At 57.7% G+C, this 19,245-nt stretch carries 16 protein-coding genes and 1 pseudogene; 7 read left to right on the top strand and 10 right to left on the bottom strand.

Annotated features, from left to right (window positions below):
• The first annotated feature begins 9 nt into the window (after positions 1-9).
• Positions 10-1,353, top strand: coding sequence for a TolC family outer membrane protein (locus tag C8K66_RS01470; protein WP_079443793.1), 1,344 nt, complete (start codon positions 10-12; stop codon positions 1,351-1,353).
• Between the two features lie 150 nt (positions 1,354-1,503).
• Complete coding sequence (locus tag C8K66_RS01465; protein ID WP_108524090.1) at positions 1,504-3,129, top strand: methyl-accepting chemotaxis protein; 1,626 nt, start codon at positions 1,504-1,506, stop codon at positions 3,127-3,129.
• Between the two features lie 14 nt (positions 3,130-3,143).
• Here C8K66_RS01465 and C8K66_RS01460 read toward each other — a convergent pair whose 3' ends face one another.
• Positions 3,144-4,061, bottom strand: coding sequence for a LysR family transcriptional regulator (locus tag C8K66_RS01460; protein WP_108524260.1), 918 nt, complete (start codon positions 4,059-4,061; stop codon positions 3,144-3,146).
• A gap of 99 nt (positions 4,062-4,160) precedes the next feature.
• Between C8K66_RS01460 and C8K66_RS01455 the strand changes: the two genes are divergently transcribed.
• On the top strand, positions 4,161-5,417 hold the full coding sequence (locus C8K66_RS01455; protein ID WP_227778897.1) for an FAD-dependent monooxygenase: 1,257 nt from the start codon (positions 4,161-4,163) through the stop codon (positions 5,415-5,417).
• A gap of 916 nt (positions 5,418-6,333) precedes the next feature.
• On the opposite strand, the gene C8K66_RS31130 is transcribed toward C8K66_RS01455, so the two are convergent.
• On the bottom strand, positions 6,334-6,870 hold the full coding sequence (locus C8K66_RS31130) for an AAA family ATPase (protein WP_082643811.1): 537 nt from the start codon (positions 6,868-6,870) through the stop codon (positions 6,334-6,336).
• Positions 6,871-6,933: 63 nt separating this feature from the next.
• Positions 6,934-7,338 (bottom strand): hypothetical protein, encoded by a 405-nt coding sequence (locus C8K66_RS01440; protein ID WP_057004112.1) that lies wholly within the window; start codon positions 7,336-7,338, stop codon positions 6,934-6,936.
• A gap of 185 nt (positions 7,339-7,523) precedes the next feature.
• Here C8K66_RS01440 and C8K66_RS01435 point away from each other — a divergent pair, with 185 nt between their 5' ends.
• The 3 genes from C8K66_RS01435 (at position 7,524) to C8K66_RS01425 (ending at position 9,900) form a co-directional block, all read left to right on the top strand.
• Positions 7,524-7,985, top strand: coding sequence for a hypothetical protein (locus C8K66_RS01435; RefSeq protein ID WP_079443788.1), 462 nt, complete (start codon positions 7,524-7,526; stop codon positions 7,983-7,985).
• A gap of 120 nt (positions 7,986-8,105) precedes the next feature.
• On the top strand, positions 8,106-8,939 hold the full coding sequence (locus C8K66_RS01430; RefSeq protein ID WP_108524089.1) for an oxidoreductase: 834 nt from the start codon (positions 8,106-8,108) through the stop codon (positions 8,937-8,939).
• Between the two features lie 22 nt (positions 8,940-8,961).
• The gene (locus tag C8K66_RS01425) at positions 8,962-9,900 is read left to right on the top strand and encodes an AraC family transcriptional regulator (protein WP_046383423.1); all 939 of its coding nucleotides are present in this window, start codon (positions 8,962-8,964) and stop codon (positions 9,898-9,900) included.
• Here the strand turns inward: C8K66_RS01425 and C8K66_RS01420 are convergent.
• The 4 genes and pseudogenes from C8K66_RS01420 to C8K66_RS01405 all read right to left on the bottom strand — a co-directional run.
• Positions 9,878-10,177 (bottom strand): annotated as a pseudogene (locus C8K66_RS01420) (transposase domain-containing protein); the annotation flags it as partial. The gene C8K66_RS01425 and the pseudogene C8K66_RS01420 overlap by 23 nt on opposite strands.
• A 206-nt stretch (positions 10,178-10,383) precedes the next feature.
• The gene (locus C8K66_RS01415; RefSeq protein WP_046383422.1) at positions 10,384-10,836 is read right to left on the bottom strand and encodes a hypothetical protein; all 453 of its coding nucleotides are present in this window, start codon (positions 10,834-10,836) and stop codon (positions 10,384-10,386) included.
• A gap of 57 nt (positions 10,837-10,893) precedes the next feature.
• Positions 10,894-12,177: an ATP-binding protein gene (locus tag C8K66_RS01410; RefSeq protein WP_108524088.1), complete on the bottom strand. Its 1,284-nt coding sequence runs from the start codon at positions 12,175-12,177 to the stop codon at positions 10,894-10,896.
• Positions 12,174-12,857, bottom strand: coding sequence for a response regulator transcription factor (locus C8K66_RS01405; protein ID WP_108524087.1), 684 nt, complete (start codon positions 12,855-12,857; stop codon positions 12,174-12,176). The genes C8K66_RS01410 and C8K66_RS01405 overlap by 4 nt, the downstream gene beginning before the upstream one ends.
• A gap of 187 nt (positions 12,858-13,044) precedes the next feature.
• On the opposite strand from C8K66_RS01405, the gene bamA reads away from it, so the two are divergent.
• Complete coding sequence (bamA, locus tag C8K66_RS01400) at positions 13,045-15,411, top strand: outer membrane protein assembly factor BamA (protein ID WP_079443785.1); 2,367 nt, start codon at positions 13,045-13,047, stop codon at positions 15,409-15,411.
• Between the two features lie 399 nt (positions 15,412-15,810).
• Here bamA and C8K66_RS01390 read toward each other — a convergent pair whose 3' ends face one another.
• The 3 genes from C8K66_RS01390 to C8K66_RS01380 all read right to left on the bottom strand — a co-directional run bounded on the left by C8K66_RS01390 (position 15,811) and on the right by C8K66_RS01380 (position 19,207).
• Positions 15,811-16,701: a helix-turn-helix domain-containing protein gene (locus C8K66_RS01390; RefSeq protein WP_046383417.1), complete on the bottom strand. Its 891-nt coding sequence runs from the start codon at positions 16,699-16,701 to the stop codon at positions 15,811-15,813.
• A 406-nt stretch (positions 16,702-17,107) separates the two neighbouring features.
• Positions 17,108-18,085 carry a transporter gene (locus tag C8K66_RS01385; RefSeq protein WP_236255117.1) on the bottom strand — a complete coding sequence of 326 codons (978 nt, stop codon included), beginning with the start codon at positions 18,083-18,085 and terminating at the stop codon, positions 17,108-17,110.
• 72 nt (positions 18,086-18,157) lie between these two features.
• Positions 18,158-19,207, bottom strand: a complete 1,050-nt coding sequence (locus C8K66_RS01380; RefSeq protein ID WP_108524084.1) for an alpha/beta fold hydrolase — start codon at positions 19,205-19,207, stop codon at positions 18,158-18,160.
• Positions 19,208-19,245: the final 38 nt, after the last annotated feature.

Raw genomic sequence — 19,245 nt, 5'->3', positions numbered from 1 at the left:
CACATCCCCTTGCGTATTCCAGGGCTGCATCTCGACCCGATCACACTGCTCACTTTCCTGTGCGGCCTCAGCCTCGCCTGCTGCCCGGCCAATGCGGCGGCGGAAGACTTGTACCAGCTGTACCAGAAGGCGCTGACCCACGACATGAAGTTCGCCGCCGCGCAGGCGCAACAATTGGCCACCGCGGAAAAAGAACCGCAAAGCCGTGCCAACCTGTTACCGGACCTGTCGGTCACCGGCGGCGCGGCGTGGGTCGATGCCGAGGATTCGTCCGACTACCATCGCAACCGCAATAACACCAACGCCTATGCCGTGGTTCTCACCCAACCGCTGTTGCGCTGGCAGAGTGTGGTTGCCCACGACCAAAGCAAACTGATGATCAGCGCCAGCGAGGTGCAGACCGAACAGGCGCGCCAGGACCTGATGCTGCGTGTCGCCCGCGCCTACTTCGACGTACTGCTGAACCAGGAACTGTTGAACACCCGCACGCAACAGTTGCAAACCCTGCAGGAGAGCCAGGACCGCACCCGGCGTTTGTTGGCCGACGGCGCCAGCACCCACAACGCGCTCGAACAGGTTCAGGCCAAATACGACCAGGCCTTCGCCGAGCAAATCGCCGCACGCGGCGCGCTGGATATCGCCACCGAAGCCCTCACCCAATTGACCGCCGCCCAGGCGCGCCCATGGTCGGGCAAGGAGCCACAATTCAGCGCTCCGGTGCCCGCCGCGATCGGCGCCTGGGCCACCACCGCGCAACAAGGCAACCTCGCCGTGCAGCGGGCGCAGATTGCCCAGCGCCTGGCCGAAATGGACATCGACAAGGAACAAGCCGGCCACTTGCCGACCCTTGACCTGATCGCCGCCCATGGCCGTTTTGCCTCGGTCGGCGGCGATGTGTACGACGTCACCCTGCCGGAGAATCGTTATAACCAGACGGTGGTCGGGGTCAAACTGAGCGTGCCACTGTATGGCGGCGGCCGTACCAGCAGCCGCGTGCGCGAAGCCCATGCGTTGCAGAGCAAAGCCCTGGATGAACTCGAAGATGCGCGCCGCAGTGCCGGGCTGATGGCCCGCCAGGCCTACCTGCAAGTGACCAGCGGCATGAGCCAATACCAGGCGCTCAAGCAGGCGCTGAAATCCAGCCAGGTCAACCTCACGTCGGTGACCCACGGCTTCGAGGCCGGTGCACGCATCAACACGGAGGTGCTGGACGCACAGCAGAAAGTCACGGACACCCAGCAACGTTTGGCCCAGCAACGCTACGCGATTCTGCTCGCGCAGCTCAATCTGCTGGCGTCGACGGGGAACCTGAACGACGTGCGTCTGCGTGAGGTCAGTCGCCTGCTCGATTGAACCCGGTGCGCGCCCCATTCAGCCCATGTACCTGAGCCATTGAATTCAGGGTTCGATAATCGAACGGGTTCCCACTTCTGCCGTTCAAGTTCACTGCGTGAATGCGGATAGCACGATCACTATTACTTAAGTGGTCTGCGGAGTATGCCCATGTTTGCCCATCTGAAAATTCGCACCGGGATGATCGGGGTGCTGCTGCTGTTCGTTATTGCACTGTTGTTCTCGACCCTGAACGGCTGGCGGTCGGCGGTACGCAGTCACGAGCACATTGACGAGTTGGGGCGTACCTCGCGACAAATCGACGGGATCAACAACGCGTTGCTGCTGGCAATCCGTACCAGCGCCAACGTGTCCTCGGCGTTCATCGAGACCGTCGGCGGGCGTTTCGACGACGCGGAAGCCCGGCTGGTGCGCAGTGAGGCGATCTGGAGTGACGCCATCGCCAAGGTCAATGCCTCGACCACAGACTTGCGTGACCCGCAGTTGAAGGCCCTCGCCGAAGATCTCAAGCGTGCGTTCGCCGTATACGGCACGGCCATCGTCGGACAACGCGCCGCCACGCGCGCGCGATCCGCCGAAGAGTATTTTCAAGTCAACATCGATGCCGGCAACAGCATGACCAAGCTTCAGGAGATTCGCGTGAAGCTGGTCGGCGCGTTGGATGCCCGTGCCCAGGAGATCAACACGGAGGCGGCTGCGCGGCTGCAGACTTCGCAAACCCTGGCCATTGCCTTGATCCTGCTGACCCTGGCACTCGCTGTCGTCTGCTGGGTATTCATCTCGGGCACCGTCCTGCGCCCATTGCGCGCGGCCGGCGAGCACTTCAAGCGTATTGCCGGGGGCGATCTGAGCCGCGAAGTCGTCTCGCCTGGCCGCAACGAAATTGGCGAATTGTTCCTTGAGCTGCAACGCATGCAGGCCAGCCAGCGTGAAACACTGATCCAGATCGCTGACTCAGCCACGCAGTTGGCCTCAGCCGCTGAAGAACTCAACGCCGTCACCGAAGAAAGCAACCGTGGCCTCCAGCAGCAGGACATGCAGCTGGAACAGGCCGCGACCGCGGTGAACCAGATGACCAGTGCGGTCGAAGAAGTGGCGCGCAACGCGGTGTCGACTTCGCAAGCGGCCACCGCCTCCAATACGCTGTCGGAAAAGAGCCGTCAGCAGGTACGCGAAAACATCAGCGGTACGCAATCGATGACCGCCGAAATTCACGGCAGCGCCGAGCGTATCCAGCACCTCGCCAATGAAGTGCGCAACATCGGCAAGGTGCTCGACGTGATCCGGGCCGTCTCGGAGCAGACCAACCTGCTGGCCCTCAACGCGGCGATCGAAGCGGCCCGGGCCGGTGAAGCCGGTCGGGGGTTTGCCGTCGTGGCCGACGAGGTACGCACCCTCGCCTACCGCACCCAGGAATCGACCCGCGAGATCGAACAGATGATTGCCAGCGTGCAGAGTACTGCTGAACACGCGGTGGATTCGATGCGCAGCAGCACGGCGCGGGCGCAAGGCACGCTGGAAATCACCCAGGCGTCGGGGGTGGTGCTGGAGGATATCTTCGCGGCCATCGGCCAGATCAACGAGCGCAACCTGGTGATTGCCAGTGCCGCCGAAGAACAGGCCCAGGTTGCCCGTGAGGTCGACAGCAACCTGTTGGCGATCCGCGACCTGTCGGCGCAATCCGCGGCGGGCGCCTTACAGACCAACGCAGCGAGCCATGCGCTGTCACGCTTGGCTGCGGAGCTGAGCGGGCTGGTGGGAGGCTTTCGGACTTGATCCTTGGCGGCCCCTTATCTTGAGCCGCTCCCAACTCGTTCCAACCGCAGCTGTATAAATTCCAGCAACGCCCGAACCCGCGCAGTCACGGAATGCCGGTGGCTGTACGCGCCAAGCAATTGCAGCGGCGCAGGGCGCAGGTCCAGCGACACTTCCCGCAATCGGCCCGCGGCAAGATCTTCCTGGCATGGATAGGCTGCCACTATCGCGAAACCGATGCCTTGCCGCGCGCCCGCCAACGCAAGTTCTCCACTGTTGACACGATAGCGACTACGCACAGATACCTTCACGATTTCGCCTGTGCCGTCGAGAAACAGCCAGGGCTGGCCCTTCAATGCGCTCAGTGTAGTAATGCACGGCAAGGACTCTAGTTCGCGCACTTGGCGCGGAGTTCCCGTTTTGGCTAACAGAGCGGGTGCCGCGACCACAATGCTGGGTAGCGTAGCGAGTTCGCGGGTGATGATGGTGCTGTCATCCTGGCGCCCACGATGGAAGACGATAGAGAGGTCCATGTCTTCCCGGAGCGCTTCTAAACCGGTCAGGCGCGTGTCGCACTCCAATTCGACGCCAGGATGGAGGCTACAGAATTCGGCCAGGATAGGGGCCAGTAGCCTTGGCGCTTCGCCTGGCATGCACATCCTTAAGGGCCCCCGCAGTTCACGCTGCACCGCGCCAAGTTCTTCCTCAGTGGAGAGCAAGGAATCGAGCAAAGGTTTTGCACGTTCGTAGAGAAGTCTGCCGGCTTCAGTCATGCGCAGGTGGCGAGTACTGCGCTCCAGCAAGCGGACGCCCAATCTGCGTTCCAGCGAGGCGACGTGGCGGCTGACGTTAGAGGATGGCAGGGACAGTAGGCGCGCCGCGCCGGAAAAGCTTTGTGCATCGACGACCGCCACGTATACACGGACGGTGTTCAGGTCGAGGGCATTGCGCATGATTATCCCGATTAAGGTATTAAAGTCGCCCATTTTTACATAATAGTTCTCCCCATTGACGGAATCTAAGATGCCGTCTCGTCCGATGGGTTGTCGCCGATGGCGTGTCGGGACGGATTGAATAGGAGATCCAGCGTGGAAATCGGAATACTTGGCGGCGGAATTGCGGGGTTGAGCGTGGCGCTTGCCTTGCGCAAGCGGGGACACAGTCCCCGGGTATATGAGCGCCGGACGGGGCCAGCGACCATGGGGGCTGGCGTGACGCTCTGGCCCAACGCTGGCTTTGTGCTGGAGGAACTGGACCTCCTCCAAGACATCGCGGCAGCGGGTGGCCGGCCAGTGGTAGTGCGCCGCCAGGACGCTGCGGGCAATTCGTTGGGGGGCATCGATATCGCGCTGCTGGACCAGACAATGGGATATCCGACTCATACCATTTTGCGGAGGGACTTGCAGGCAGTGCTGCTCAAGCATGCGGCACAGAGCGGAATCCCGGTGGAGTTCGGGCATCGGGCGGTGGGGATCGATCTGGAGGCTAATGGCAAAGCGGTAGCGCGCTTCGAGAACGGGGTGAGTATCCGTCCAGATCTGCTTATCGGCGCAGATGGCCGTATGGGGTCGGTGGCACGCGGGTTCGTTGCGGGGGACAACATGCCGGTTTATCAGGGATTTGTGAACTGGATAGGTGTGGCGCAGGGGGAAAGTGCGTTGGTGAGCGATATAGCGATTCAGGATTATTGGGGGTCGGGCAATCGCTTCGGATGCGTGCCGGTCCGGCCGGAGTTGGTCTACTGGGCAGCGGCGCAGGCGCGGCCATTGTCAGGGGCGACGCCCGCAGCCGATATGCGCAAGGAGATCGAGGATCTGTTCGCGGGATGGCCGGAGCCTATCGCCCGTATCATCCAGGCGACGCCGGCGCACGCCATCCGGATGATTGCCGTGCACGACTTGGAGCCGCTGCACACGTGGAGCCGGGCTAATGTGCTGCTTGTGGGAGATGCGGCGCACGCGCCGTTGCCGACATCGGGCCAGGGCGCTTGTCAGGCGTTGGAAGACGCTTGGCACCTTGCTAGATGCCTGGAAGGAACGAACGGCCTTGATGAAGCCTTGCAGCGCTTCGCGGAGATCCGCGGGCCGAAGACCGCCAAGCTGGCCGAGCAGGGTCGAGTCTTCGCTCGCGGTCTGTTTGCCACTGATCCTGAAACCTGCCGCATTCGCAATGAACGCGCCAAGGCGTCCGATCCCTTGCGTGATGTGCAGGCCTTGGCGGCAGGATGGTCACAGGGTTTGCCGATGACAGGCTGCACGGACAGCACGCCGATGGATGGCGCTGACTTCGGCAGTCTGTACCGCCTCTGAAAGACTGTGGCAATCTGGACACCGCATGGCGTCTCCGGCCCCGAGACGCCTCACTGTAAACCGAGCCCCATGACTTTACCCACCGCGCTGGAGCGCCAGGTCTAGCAGCTCACACTGATGCTCTTCAGATGTCGGCTTCTGGCCGATTCTGTTGAAAATGTAGCTCCCCTATCTGGCCTGCGGCAAAGTATCTGCATTGACCAGCAGGGAAGGATTTGGAATAGGAACGGCGTGTTGGCTGCATGAAATATCCGCTTAAAAGGTTAGAACTGGTGCCCACTTAAATGTAAGTGCACACCATGTCCTGGCTCTTCGGGGCTGGGCAGATGACTTGGCTTGGCCGGACGGATACACGTTAGCTGCAAATTTGATGCTGAATTAACATAGAGACCTCGCCCAATACATTGCCACGTCCATGCAGACTCTCGAAAACACCTTGTTTTTATATGCCAGACAGCACCTGCCAACACTTCCGAAGATCTACATGTGGACGCTTGATACCACCCTTGTTCACCATTCATTCAAATGGGTCATTGGCCACGCATGAAGGCTCAGGCGATCTAACAAAGCTGGATTCGAATTGCAACGACCAGTGTCTACTCAACCTACATCGAGTTACTCATGAGCGTCTCCCGAAAACTTGACGTCGAGATAGGTGATCTGGAAATGCTGCTCTTTGCGAAAGCAGAAGACCTTGCACAAACGTTCAACACGACCTCCCCCTCTGCTTGAACGAGAAAAAGCTCACAGAGCTTGATCTACACCCGTATGTTTTTTTGAAAGATGGCCGACGCAGAGAGCGAGTGAGATTGACCAGTTGCTTGCGCACCAGTGGGTACTCGCTTGAGTAATACACCGTGACTTTGGCGCTCAGCGCTCTTCAATCACGCAGCGGCTTTGTCGGAACCTGGACTTTTCACGACGACTGTCCGCAACGCACGTCCCGAATACTTGACAGAAACTGTCTGGTTTGACGGTTGGATCGCAGACAGACGACGCGACATGTTGAGGGCGCCGTTGCCGCAAGCTGCCTCATCTTGGCACGCGCCGATTTACGGGTAGTCCACATGAAGTTGAAAAGATCTAGAAGGTTCTTTAGCTGCTCTGGGCAATCCTCTGGAAGGTCGGGGCGAGTGCTACCACGCTGGGTCAAAGTTCTAAGAAACACACGCCAAAACCGAAGTACCGGCGACCGATCAATCCATATTAAGAGGTCGGCTCTGGCAATACGGTTATCCCAGGTGGCCGAATGGCCACCTTCAAAAATCCACTGATCGCGAGCCTCGGCCTCGTGACAAAGGCGAGTCTTCTCATCAGCGTTTCGCTCAACCCATCCCGGTTGCCAATGGATCGTGTCGATATGGATGACCGGAAGACCTGTGTGCTTGCCCATCGCCCGAGCCAGCGTACTTTTTCCTGACCCTGGTTGGCCAATAATCATGACACGCTGCATAGGAGCCCCTGCGCATTGAACATCCTGATAATACTGAGCGACGCTGCTCCTCATTGGAACACTTCACAATCGAATCGTGTTGATTAGTGCTACGCGACGACGGGTGAAGTTCCAGGCAATAGGCGAAAGTAGAAGAACCGCGACAAGAAACGCCACCTGGGACAGGTAGAACGGCTCCAGCCACTGCTGGTTCAATGCAACGTAATAGGTGTTATGGGCGACGTCAGCCAGAATGATTGCTGCTGTAAGGATGATGCCCACCCTTGGTTTTATGAAAAGGAGCAGTGCCGCCAGCGGGTCAAAAAACGTAAGCGCCCCCCAGAAAATACGGCTAGCCCAATAGGCGCTGGCCCCGTATCCGTAGTCCCAGAGCAACCCATGCTGAAAATCTGCTCGAATGTGATTGGTGGTTGCGACCAAAAGGCAACAGGCAAACAAAACTCGGATGGCGAATGACGACCTTGGCATAGCTGGATCTGCTCTCGTGAAGTAATCCTATGATAACGGGATCAACCAACGTCGCAGCAATGTAAGCGTATGGCAAACCCGTCTTGACCAGACGACTTTGGGCCGTGCGACAATTGGTTGCATATCGTTGGGCAAGAAATGTAGGTTGTACCGTCAACATAAATACATCGTTTAACTGGAGCTACATGGACGAGCTAAGAGTTTTCAGCAACACCCACTGGATAGTAACTCATCGGCGAGATTCACGTTACGACGGGTATTTGATAATTTCATCTGAAGAGACGGCTTCAGATCTCAGCGATTTGAGCGACGAAGCCATGTCATCTCTCGGTTTGGTGATGAAAACCTCGGAGCGTCTGCTGGCAAAGGTGTATTCCCCTTACAAAGTAATGTTCTACAAATTGGGATTTTCTCCTGACTTCAGCGCACATTTTCATGTCGTTCCAGTCTCGGAAGACTTGCTCGCAGAGATATCAAAACACCCCGGTTATTCCGACAATCCTGACGGTAATGACGCAATTGTTTTTCTAAGTCGAGAGTACTGTGAAAGACCTCTTACCGCTGGCGAAGCAGAAAAACAGCTCTCGGCGGTTCAATTGCATGGAATTGACATAAGTGTCCATTCAACACACATGTTGCGTGGTTAAACGCGCGCCCACTTAACTGTTGACTCTGATAGGAATAGGCAATGCTCTAAGACAAACCGGCATAGGTGACCGAGTTTTCGATAGATATCATGGCTTCGTCCCTACTTATTGGAAGTCGCCATGAACAACAGAAAAACCATATTCATCACGGGGGTGAGCAGTGGCTTCGGCAACGCGCTGGCGCAAGAAGCTCTTGCAGCGGGCCACCGTGTCATAGGTACCGTGCGTAGTGAAGCCGCCTTGCGCGCCTTTCAGGCGCTCTCGGTGGATCATGCTCATGGGGTGATTCTGGATATCACTGACTTCGCCCGGATCGACAGCGTAGTAGCTGCTATTGAAGCAACCCACGGCCCAGTCGACGTGTTGGTCAACAACGCCGGCTACGGTCATGAGGGCATCTTTGAAGAGTCGCCGCTGGAGGAAATGCGTCGCCAATTCGACGTCAACGTGTTCGGCGCGGTAGCGGTGACCAAGGCTTTCGTGCCTTATTTTCGCAAGCGTCGCACTGGTCATATTCTTAATATCACTTCTATGGGCGGCACCATCACGATGCCGGGCATCGCGTACTACTGCGGGAGCAAGTTTGCTCTCGAAGGTATCTCCGATACGCTGAGCAAAGAACTGCTACCTTTCAACATCTTCGTGACCGCCGTGGCACCTGGCTCGTTTCGCACTGACTGGGCCGGTCGTTCGATGCAGCGCACCCCACGAAGCATTGCTGACTATGACGCCAGTTTCGACCCGGTACGTAAGGCCCGCGAAGAAAAGAGCGGCAAACAGCTTGGCGACCCGCGAAAAGCGGCGCAAGCGATGTTGCAGGTTATTGCCAGCCCGACACCACCGGCACACTTATTATTGGGCAGTGACGCGTTGGGACTGGTACGTGACAAGCTGAATCGCACGGCCAGGGAGATTGATCAATGGGAAGCGCTGACTCTTACCACCGACGGTTGAGCGGCCAGCAGAGGGGACATCAATGAATCGGGCCGACTCACGCACCTCGCGCATGGTGCATTTGATGGAAACCCTCGCGCCGGTCGAGGGCTACAACCTCAGCACGCTAGAGGATATCCGCTTTTTGCGTTCGAATCGGCCACTGACTCGCACTCCGGTGCTGTATGACCCGGGTATCGTGATCCTGTGCCAAGGGCGCAAACGTGGCTATCTGGGCGATGACGTATACGTTTATGACGCCCAGCACTATCTAGTGGTGTCCGTCCCAGTTCCTTTCACCATGGAGACCGATGCCAGCGAGGCGCAGCCAATGCTGGCGGTCTACATGCGCCTCGACTTACAAATGGCCAGCGAGTTGATACTGCAAATGGATGAAGCTCTCGGGCCAAGTGATGCCCAGCCCAAGGGCATGTATGCCTCGCCAATGGACGATTTGCTGCGCGCCTCGACGCTACGCTTTCTTGAGGCGATGAGCAGTCCGGGCGAAGCGCAAATACTTGGGCCGTCGCTGGTGCGGGAGATCTACTACCGCATCCTAACCGGCGAGCAAGGTGGCTCGATGCGCGCCGCGCTCAATCGCCAGGGTCACTTTGGTAAGGTCACTCGTGCGATCCGCAAGATCCATAGTTGCTACCAGGAGCGCCTGGATGTGGTGTCCCTTGCCCAAGAAGCGAGCATGAGCGTGCCCAATTTTCATCTGCACTTTCGCAGCGTGACGGACTCGTCGCCGATGCAATACCTGAAGTCGACGCGCTTGCACCAGGCGCGATTACTGATGCTACGCAACGCTATGACCGCTTCGACGGCGGCGTTCAATGTAGGCTACGAAAGCGCCTCGCAATTCAGCCGCGAATTCAAACGTTTCTTTGGGCGCACGCCCCAGGCAGAGATCGAATGGATGAAGGCGACCTACGCACTGCCTGCGCCGTCCACGCCATCTATGTACGTCTCGTCACATTAGCGATGAGCCGACCCGCTGCTCCGGCAACCCCAGTACCAGCGCTGTCCGCACCTGCCCAACATACTTTGGGCGGTTGAACGGGCGCCCATTTATGCGGCAGCAACTCGGTAATCTCACTTGCCCGCTGCGTCGGCACATCTTTGAGATAAGCATACGGGTCATGCCCGTTGAGCCGTGCCGACTGGATCAAGCTCATGATCGCTGCCGCCCGTTTGCCACGGCGTAAAGACCCTGCGAAGAGCCAGCTCTTGCGCCCAAGAGCCCATGGCCTGATTTTCTTCTTCAGGTGCTTGTTAACGTCAATGTTGTTGAAGTCCTCTGCCCCAGTACTGCCCACGCTTTTTGTAGCGCTTGATGGGGGACCGAAAGGTGATCGATAGCGCAAAAAAAGCAAGGTGTCTTGGGCAGACGCATATGTGGCAGAGGTAACACGCGTAACTGGATGAACAGGCGCGCCTCACGCCCGCCAGGCCCGTGAGATAATCACGCGCTACGAGCGGACGACTCCGCCGAATAGATGACGGTTTGCGCGCTGTTCGCCGCAACGGTTTGCCGGGTGAAGTAGGTGTCGCCTTCGTCGGTCAGAATCTCATAGTCGACTTTTTGCGTGCTGCTGGCGTGTTTGATGATTTTCAGCACGCGCTGGAATTTCACGCTTTGCGTGCCGTTCTGGTTGGGCCCGGTCAGCACATTCACGCTTTGAAACCAGCCGGCGTGTTTCTTGTTGCTCACCAGCGCGTTGGTCATCGCCTCGAACCGCTCCAGGCGGGTGAAGCCCCACAGCGTCTGCTCCTCGACGGTTGCGTCGGGGGTGGCGGCGCCGGTAAACACGAAGATATTGATCGTCGGGCTGTCTTCACAAAAGAAGTCATACGGGACCAGGCCATCGACCATTTTCCTGCCGGGCACAAAGCCCTTTTTATGCACCTGAAACATCGCCACCTCCGTTCAAACAATGGCGACAAGTCTAATGAGCGGCGACGTACAGGGCGGTCAAGCCAATGTAATGTCGTGTAAAGATCGCGCGTTGTGCAGGTTGACCTCAACGGTCAGCCCACCGCCTGACTCATTGCGAGCCACGATGATGCCGCCGTGCATCTGCACTGCCCGCGCGGCGATGGCCAAGCCCAGGCCAAAGCCGACGCTGGCATCCCCCGCGCCACGCTCGAACGGTTGGAAGATGCTGTGCAATCGATCGTTGTCGACGCCCGGCCCGTGGTCGCTGATCGCCACAGTGAGGCGGCTCGCGTCGGGATTGATACGCGCTGAAACCAGCACCGTGGTGTCCGGCCGCGTGTAGCGCACGGCGTTGCGGATCACGTTCTCAAAGCAGCGGTACAGCAACTCACCGTTGACACAGGCGATAAACGGCGGGCAAGCCTGTAGGTGTACGCGGCAGCCTTTGATGCCGGCTTCGAACTGCGCATCTTCGACAATCATCGCCAGCAACTCGATGATGTCCACGGGTTCGCGCTCGATGCTTTCGGGCCGGCCTTGCAGGCGAGCCAGGGTCAGCAGCGCTTCGATCAGGGTGTCCATGCGTTCGGATTCATGCTCGATGCGTTCGAGCATTTCCATGCGTGCAGGGTCTTGGCGCAACAGGCCGATGGCCGCTTGCATGCGCGTCAGCGGCGAGCGCAATTCATGGGAGATGTCGTGCAGCAGATGCTGCTGGGCTTGCACCAGCACCTTGAGCTGGTTGGCCATGCGGTCGCAGTCTTCGGCCAGGTCGACGATTTCATCGCGGCGCTTGCCCATGGCGGGTTTGACCCGGGTTTCGAAGCGTCCTTGGGCCACATCGCTCATCGCCCGACGCAAGTAGGCCAGCGGCCAGGCCAGGTAGTACGCCATGTAGCCGCTGAACAGCGCACTCATCAACGTGCCGATGAGCAGCGGGATCTGGTGCCAGGGCCGGCCGGGGACGTTGCCGGGGGCGTGGGTGGACCTGATCGAAAGCGCCAGGCCTTCCTTGCTGGTGACCGCTCGTTCATAGGCCGGTTGTTCAACGGGCGACCCCACGAGCAAGTGACCGTTGCTGTCATAGACGCCGATGTTCTCATCCGGCGGACGTTCCCAGACCGTGAGGAGCTGGCCTGCCGCGTCGACACCGACGCGCTCGAGCAGCCCGGTTTCCGCTGCCAGAATGGCTTCCACATACGGGTCGCTCGGGCGAAAACGGCTCAGTTCAAGCACGCCGATCCCGACCAGAAACGTCAGGGTGGTCGCCAGCCAGAAGGCCAGGAACAGTTTCCAGAACAGCAGGCTGGGCCGGGTCATTCGGCGATCAACAGATAGCCAAGGCCGCGCACGCTCTGGATCCAGGCCTTGGTGTCCAGGCGCGGCCCCAACTTCTGCCGGATGCTGCTGATATGTACGTCGATGCGCCGGTCGTAGCGGGTCAGCGGGCAGCCCAGGGCGTTGAGGGACAGGTCCTTTTTACTCACCACTTGGCCGGCGTTGCGGGCCAGTTCTTCGAGCAGGCTGAATTCGGTGCTGGTCAGGCCCAGCTCGACACCGCTCCATAGGGCCTGGCGCTTGCCGGGCCACAACACCAGCGCGCCGGTCTTGATCACTTCGGTGAGCGGCTGGCCCACCGGCTGCACCCTGCGCATGATCGCGCGCAGCCGTGCCACCAGCTCGCCCGGGGAGCTGGGCTTGGGCACGTAATCGTCGGCGCCGAGTTCCAGGCCGGTGATGCGGTCGATGTTGTCGCCACGGGCGGTCAGCACCACCACGGGCACTTGGCTGACCGCGCGGATGCGCCGCAGCACCTCGATACCCGAACGCTGGGGCAGCATGACGTCCAGCACCACAATACTGTAGCGCCCCGACAGCGCTTCGACCTCGCCCTCCTCGCCCGTATGCACGGCCGTGGCCTCAAAACCTTCGCGCGCCAAGTATTGGCTGAGCATTTCCGTCAATTCCTGGTCGTCGTCGACCAACAGTACGCAGATCATCGTGGGCTCGTCAGTGTGGGGTTGTCCATTATCAGCCTTTGCGCAGGTTATCAGGCCCACCTTTACCTAACTTGACATTCGGTTAACCGCACCAAACGCCGCGCACTCTTATGCTGGCTGTTCACCGGTCGGCGAGTGAACCCAGCACGCCGGCGCTGCTTGTCGATGTGTTCTGGAAAAGATCTTGATGAATTTTTCGCGCCTGCTCTGCTCGGTTGCGCTGCTGCTCAATACCTCACTGGCACTCGCCCAAGGCTTCAAAATCTCGGATATTCGAATCAATGGCCTGCAACGCGTCTCGGCGGGCAGCGTATTCGGCGCATTGCCGCTGAACGTCGGCGACGAAGCGGATGACCGGCGCCTGGTGGATTCCACTCGCGCGTTGTTCAAGACCGGGTTCTTCCAGGATATCCAGCTGAGTCGCGAAGGTGATGTGCTGATTATCAATGTCGTCGAGCGTCCTTCGGTTGCCAGCATCGAGTTCGAGGGCAACAAGGCGATCTCCACCGAAGATTTGATGAAAGGCATGAAGCAATCGGGCCTTGCCGAAGGCGAGATATTCCAGCGCGCCACCCTTGAGGGCGTGCGCAACGAGTTGCAGCGTCAATACGTTGCCCAGGGCCGTTACTCGGCCTCGGTCGACACCGAGGTCGTGGCCCAGCCGCGCAATCGGGTCGGCCTGAAGATCAAGATCGATGAAGGCGAAGTGGCGTCGATCCAGCACATCAACGTGGTGGGCAATACCGTGTTCCCCGACGACGCGTTGATCGACCAATTCACGCTCAAGACCAGCAACTGGCTGTCATTTTTCAAGAACGACGATAAATACGCACGGGAGAAACTCTCCGGCGACCTCGAACGGCTGCGCTCCTATTACCTGGACCGTGGCTATATCAACATGGATATCACCTCGACCCAGGTCTCCATGACCCCGGATAAAAAGCACGTCTATATCACCGTGAACATCCAGGAAGGCCAGAAATACACGGTGCGTGAAGTCAAGCTGAGCGGCGAGCTGAAAGTCCCGCAAGAGCAGGTCCAGTCATTATTGCTGGTGCAAAAGGGCCAGGTGTTTTCGCGCAAGTTGATGACCACCACCTCGGAACTGATCACCCGCCGCCTGGGCAACGAAGGCTATACGTTCGCCAACGTCAACGGTACGCCTCAGGTGCATGAAGAAGACCACACGGTAGACATCACTTTCAGCATCGACCCCGGCAAGCGGGCTTACGTCAATCGCATCAACTTCCGAGGCAATACCAAGACCGACGACAAAGTGCTGCGTCGCGAAATGCGGCAGATGGAAGGCGGCTGGGCGTCGACCTACCTGATCGACCAATCCAAGGTGCGCCTGGAACGCCTGGGGTTCTTCAAGGAAGTGAACGTCGAGACGCCGGCCGTGGCCGGGCTGGATGACCAGCTGGATGTGAACTACGCCGTGGAAGAACAAGCCTCCGGCTCGATCACGGCCAGCGTCGGCTTCGCCCAGAGTTCGGGCCTGATCCTTGGCGGGTCGATTACCCAGAACAACTTTCTTGGCACGGGCAATTACGCCAGCCTGGGGCTGACCCGTTCGTCCTACCAGAGCAAGTACAACATCGGTTTCACCGACCCCTACTTCACCACCGATGGGGTTAGCTTGGGCTACAACGCGTTCTACAGCAAAACCGACTACAACAAATACTACGATGACGGGGTGTCCTATTACGCCATCAACAGTTTTGGCCTGGGTGCCAGCCTCGGTTACCCGATCAACGAGACCTCGCGCCTGACGTTCGGCCTGACCGCACAACACGACAGCATCGAGCCGGGCACCTACAGCGCCGACGAGATCTACGATTTCATCGAGCGCGAAGGCAAGGAATTCACCAACTTCAAGGCCAGCGCAGGCTGGTCGGAGTCGACCTTGAACAAAGGCGTACTGGCCACGCGCGGGCACGCGCAGAACCTCAACCTGACGGTGACGGTGCCCGGCAGTGACCTGAGTTTCTACAAAATCGACTATACGGGGCAAACCTTCCTGCCGGTCAGCAATACCACCGCCCTGCGCTTCCATACCAAGCTCGGTTACGGCAACGGTTATGGCTCCACGGACGGGTTGCCGTTCTATGAGAGCTATACGGCCGGCGGCGAAGGCACGGTACGTGGTTTTGAAAGCGGCACGCTCGGCCCGCGCAATACCCCGGCGACCGGGACCTATGCCAGCGCAGGTCAAGCGTACTACTCGGACCGGACTACGGAGGCGCTGGGCGGTAATATTCTGATTACCGGGGGCACGGAGTACTTGTTCCCTGTGCCGTTCATCAAAGACAACAAATCCGTGCGGACCTCCTTGTTCTGGGATGTGGGCACGGTGTATTCGGACAAGTGTTACCTCAGCACCACCCAAGGCTGCGGTGGTGTGGACCTGAGTCAGATGGCCAGTTCGGTGGGGGTTGGCGTGACCTGGTACAGCCCGCTCGGGCCGTTGAGTGTCAACCTGGCTTATCCGATTCGCACGCCGGAGAACGCGGATAAACAGGTGTTCCAGTTTTCCATGGGCCAGACATTCTGAGCGTTTCAGCGGGTTAACGCGCTGCTCGCCGTCGCGGGATACCGGCGTTATGTTTTATCGCCTGGCTCCGATGGGGCCTCGGCGACCGTTGCAGATTCGCGAGGCACGTACTGTTCTGGAATAGAGGGTGCGAGTGGGCGCCGTGTGAGGGCTGACCGGGACTTACCGCGAACCTTCTCTTCCCACTTGGCACGCTCCTGAGGGATGTCTTCGATCGGGATTTTCCTGTCTGTGCGCCTAAGTGCGATCAGTGCCACCACCAATACGGTTACGACGGCCGAGGATAGAATATCTAAAAGGTCCATGTTTCTTTCCGGTAGCCGTTGGCCGGCGATGGCTTGACTTCGTTGATGGTTGTTCGGCGAAGCAGAAAATTACTTTCCGATCGTTGTAAGAACACTATTCCAGGTTGTTTGTTTTCCTTAGTTGCGTAGGCGTTACGCCAAGTTTGCTGCGCAGGACACGGGTCAAATGTGCCTGATCTGAAAACCCACAATGATAGGCAATTTCCTTAATCGACAGTGTGCCGCTGTACAGCATTCGCTTGGCCCGCTCGATGCGCTGCTCGGTAACAAAAGTGTGTGGCGAACAGTCGAACGATTCACTGAATTTCCTGGAAAACGTCCAGACGCCCAACCCTACGGCATCGGCCATTTCGTCCAGGCGTATGGACTCTTCCAGATGAGCATCGATGAACTCGAGCAAGTATTTTTTTTGCTGTTGCGACAGCCGACCAGGCGCACTGGACTCTTTAAAGGTGACACTCGCGTAATGCCGTAGAAGGTGAATGGCCAACTGCATGCTCAAGGCTTCCACATACAATGCGCCACCAATCCCACGACTTCTTACTTCATTGGTAATTGCGCCGACAATAGCCGTGAGGATCGTGTCTTGGGTACGGAGCAGATCATGCAGGCGCACCTCTTCAATCGGACGCTCCATAACATCCATGGCCACACGAGACATCAGCGCATTGGAAAGATAGAGATGAGAAACATCAATGTCTTGCGTCCAGTTCCAATGGGAGTCCTGTGACATCGTAAGCAGGGAAATATCGCCCGGCGCGCAAGCGGTACGTGTCCAGCCCTCATCCACACAGCGATCCATCGGTGTACGGCCGCCAAAGTAATAAACGATCATGAAATGATCAAGGGGTGGAATGAGGACGTCCTGACCTTTATATCGATATGAGCGTTGCTGCATATCTTTCCATCCGAGTTCTTCGCTTGAGCTGAGAACTACGCCTGGCACCCACTTGAGAAGTTCCTTTGGAGTAATGACGGTCGGCATACTTGAAGTCTCACTTGAGGGCCGTCACCCTGGCTCTTATTGCGCTCCTACGCAAAGTTGAAAGCACTCGAGAGATGGCCGTGGAGTATTGTTTTTATTAGTATTTACAGCTCACCAGAATACTAGCACGGGATGAGCAGTGTCGAAAAAAATATCCAACGTTATGCGACTTAAGTGATTATAAAAAACCGAACACAGGGATTAAATGGGTATAAAGCGTGACCGAGATGATTTGCATGGGTTGAGGGTTGCGAACGTTTCCCGCCCCGCAAAAAAAACGGCCACCGCCGGGCGGCCGTAAAGGGGCTGCGAGAAGTGATTCTCGCAACGGAGCGACGCCTGCCAGGCCACTGCCCTGGTGATGTCTTCACTGATTTTCCTGGCGTAGCCGGCGTTGCTCAGTGACTTAGAATACGTAAAGTAATCGAAGATTGACGCGAGACTCTTCCTTGAAGCCATTTTCAACTGAAAGGTCTCGCCCCAATGTCGCAAGCAACTGAGTTTTCGGCGTCACAAAATAAGACCCGCCCAGCATTATTTTTGCTTGACGGCTTTCATCTTCCAGTTCAGTTCCGTCAACTTTCCTCTGCCCGCCCCATAGCCGGGAATAACCGACATGCATAGCCGCGCGCTCACTGAACATGTACCTGATGAATCCTTGCATCTGATACTGCGGGTCCTGCTTCAGCGTCAGGTCGCGGGAGGAATAACGATCGTTGTCGCCGAAAAAAGTCACGTCAGCGACGAAATCCAGAATGACGCGGCTACCGATGCCGTGCATGTATCCGCCCTGCAAGACATACTTCCATCGGTTTTCCCCAATATTCAACTCTTTATTCTTGTTGTAGTCGCCTACTGGCAAAAAAAGATATTGAGTGAAGGCCAATGCGCGGTTTGTTGAAGGGTCCTGATGGATCCAGACCGCATTGGCCAGAATCGGATCGCCCATTCCGCTTTCGCTGCCCATGCCTTTAATATCACCACCGGCCGACAGGTGGCCAAAAGGCAATAGCAGTTGGATATTCGTCAGGACGCCTGCAAACGCTTGATAGCTGACCCCCCTCAGAATACTGACATCCGAGTACAGGTTATATTTGTCGCTTAACTGATTGCCGCGCACGTAATAATCGTGGCGTTCTGCGTGCTGTAAATACAGCAGCCCGAGCTGTGTGCCGTCTGGCATTGGCGTATAGTCGCCAGGATCGACATCCAGTGCGTGGCACACAATCGAAAGTTGTAGGCCAAGCATTAAAGTCGCCAACTGAAACGCATGCATAATTCGGCAGTGGGTATTGTTTTTCCTCAGGCAGCCGACGCTAGCAGCAGAACTCGACTTGAGCGTATTGGCCGCGCGCAAAGCATGTGCTGTTGTTATTATGTTCATCTTCAACCCTGTTTTTTTAAAATTGTTCTGGGTCTAGCACAGGTGTCCTGTGCTATTTTTTTGAAGCTTGTTTCAATGTGTCGGGGACGAAAGCAGCTCTGCCAGATGGGCGTCCAGTTGATTGAGCATTTGCGTATCGGTGCCAAAAAGTCCGAGGTGACCGTCGATTGATTGCAATGGCCTGAACTCGCTGTTCGGGATCATTTTCTGCTCCGACAGACAATCGTCCACGGTAAAGAACTGGTCATGTGAGATGGGCATGACATAGGTTTTCGCGCGGATTCGCCCCAGGGCCGTCGCAAGATCACCGCCCGTGTTTCGACTGACATCACCCCGCTGCCATTTCCAGGCCATGGTCAGGAGGTTGTTAGGGTCCATTGCCGCAAAGTAGTTCGTCATAAAGCTGTCGACGAATACCTGCATCGACTCGAAACCCAGTGCCTTATGCCGCTCGGCGCGGAAGAACGCGGTACTCCAGCCCATCAATGTCCAAACTTTCGCGTGGCGCTTGAGCCCGGCCGCCACTGCCGCCGATGAGCCGTATAAGCCAGCCCGGAAGGCCGGATCGGTGGTTATCGCATCAATCAGTATTTCGCTGAACAGGAAGTCATGTTCGCTATTGCGCGCAGTGCCCGCTATGGCTGCGGCGCGTTTGACAAAGTCTGGATAGCGCACGGCCCACTCGTAGGTTTGCTGCGCGCCCATCGATCCCCCGACCACTAACGCCAGGCTCTCGATGCCAAAGTATTCGGTGAGCAATGTGTGCTGGGCACTGACGTCATCGCCAATCCTGACATTCGGGAACCCAGGGCCAGCCAATGAACCGCCGGTGTTACTCGCAGAGCTGGAAAGACCGTTACCGATCTGGTTGACGACGATGATGCAGTATTTCGCAGGGTCCAGCGCCCGCCCTTCGCCGATGTAAATCTGCTCCATCGCCTTGCTTGTGCCGGAATACCAAGTGGGAACCAGTATGGCGTTAGTCTTGTCGGCGTTCAGGGTGCCATGTACGGCTACGGCCAGCTGACATTCAGGAATGCACGAGCCTTCTTCAAGCTGAAGCGCTCCGATGTTGATCAGTTCAAAAGGACCGTGATGTTCCTGGGAGTAATAGTTGTTCATTTCAGGTTACCTCGAATATCGAGCTGTCACGGCGCAAT

Origin of the sequence: Pseudomonas sp. GV105, from assembly GCF_003058185.1 — a bacterium.
Taxonomy (GTDB): domain Bacteria; phylum Pseudomonadota; class Gammaproteobacteria; order Pseudomonadales; family Pseudomonadaceae; genus Aquipseudomonas; species Aquipseudomonas veronii.
Note: the sequence above shows the minus strand (reverse complement) of the source record. Positions and strands in the feature narration are given on the sequence as shown.

Bases quoted from the DNA above. Each gene is read 5' to 3' on its own strand.
- C8K66_RS01465 (WP_108524090.1), top strand. From the start codon at position 1,504: ATGTTTGCCCATCTGAAAATTCGCACCGGGATGATCGGGGTGCTGCTG.
- C8K66_RS01460 (WP_108524260.1), bottom strand. From the start codon at position 4,061: ATGCGCAATGCCCTCGACCTGAACACCGTCCGTGTATACGTGGCGGTC.
- C8K66_RS01455 (WP_227778897.1), top strand. From the start codon at position 4,161: ATGGCGTGTCGGGACGGATTGAATAGGAGATCCAGCGTGGAAATCGGA.
- C8K66_RS31130 (WP_082643811.1), bottom strand. From the start codon at position 6,870: ATGCAGCGTGTCATGATTATTGGCCAACCAGGGTCAGGAAAAAGTACG.
- C8K66_RS01440 (WP_057004112.1), bottom strand. From the start codon at position 7,338: ATGCCAAGGTCGTCATTCGCCATCCGAGTTTTGTTTGCCTGTTGCCTT.
- C8K66_RS01435 (WP_079443788.1), top strand. From the start codon at position 7,524: ATGGACGAGCTAAGAGTTTTCAGCAACACCCACTGGATAGTAACTCAT.
- C8K66_RS01430 (WP_108524089.1), top strand. From the start codon at position 8,106: ATGAACAACAGAAAAACCATATTCATCACGGGGGTGAGCAGTGGCTTC.
- C8K66_RS01425 (WP_046383423.1), top strand. From the start codon at position 8,962: ATGAATCGGGCCGACTCACGCACCTCGCGCATGGTGCATTTGATGGAA.
- C8K66_RS01415 (WP_046383422.1), bottom strand. From the start codon at position 10,836: ATGTTTCAGGTGCATAAAAAGGGCTTTGTGCCCGGCAGGAAAATGGTC.
- C8K66_RS01410 (WP_108524088.1), bottom strand. From the start codon at position 12,177: ATGACCCGGCCCAGCCTGCTGTTCTGGAAACTGTTCCTGGCCTTCTGG.
- C8K66_RS01405 (WP_108524087.1), bottom strand. From the start codon at position 12,857: ATGATCTGCGTACTGTTGGTCGACGACGACCAGGAATTGACGGAAATG.
- bamA (WP_079443785.1), top strand. From the start codon at position 13,045: ATGAATTTTTCGCGCCTGCTCTGCTCGGTTGCGCTGCTGCTCAATACC.
- C8K66_RS01390 (WP_046383417.1), bottom strand. From the start codon at position 16,701: ATGCCGACCGTCATTACTCCAAAGGAACTTCTCAAGTGGGTGCCAGGC.
- C8K66_RS01385 (WP_236255117.1), bottom strand. From the start codon at position 18,085: ATGAACATAATAACAACAGCACATGCTTTGCGCGCGGCCAATACGCTC.
- C8K66_RS01380 (WP_108524084.1), bottom strand. From the start codon at position 19,207: ATGAACAACTATTACTCCCAGGAACATCACGGTCCTTTTGAACTGATC.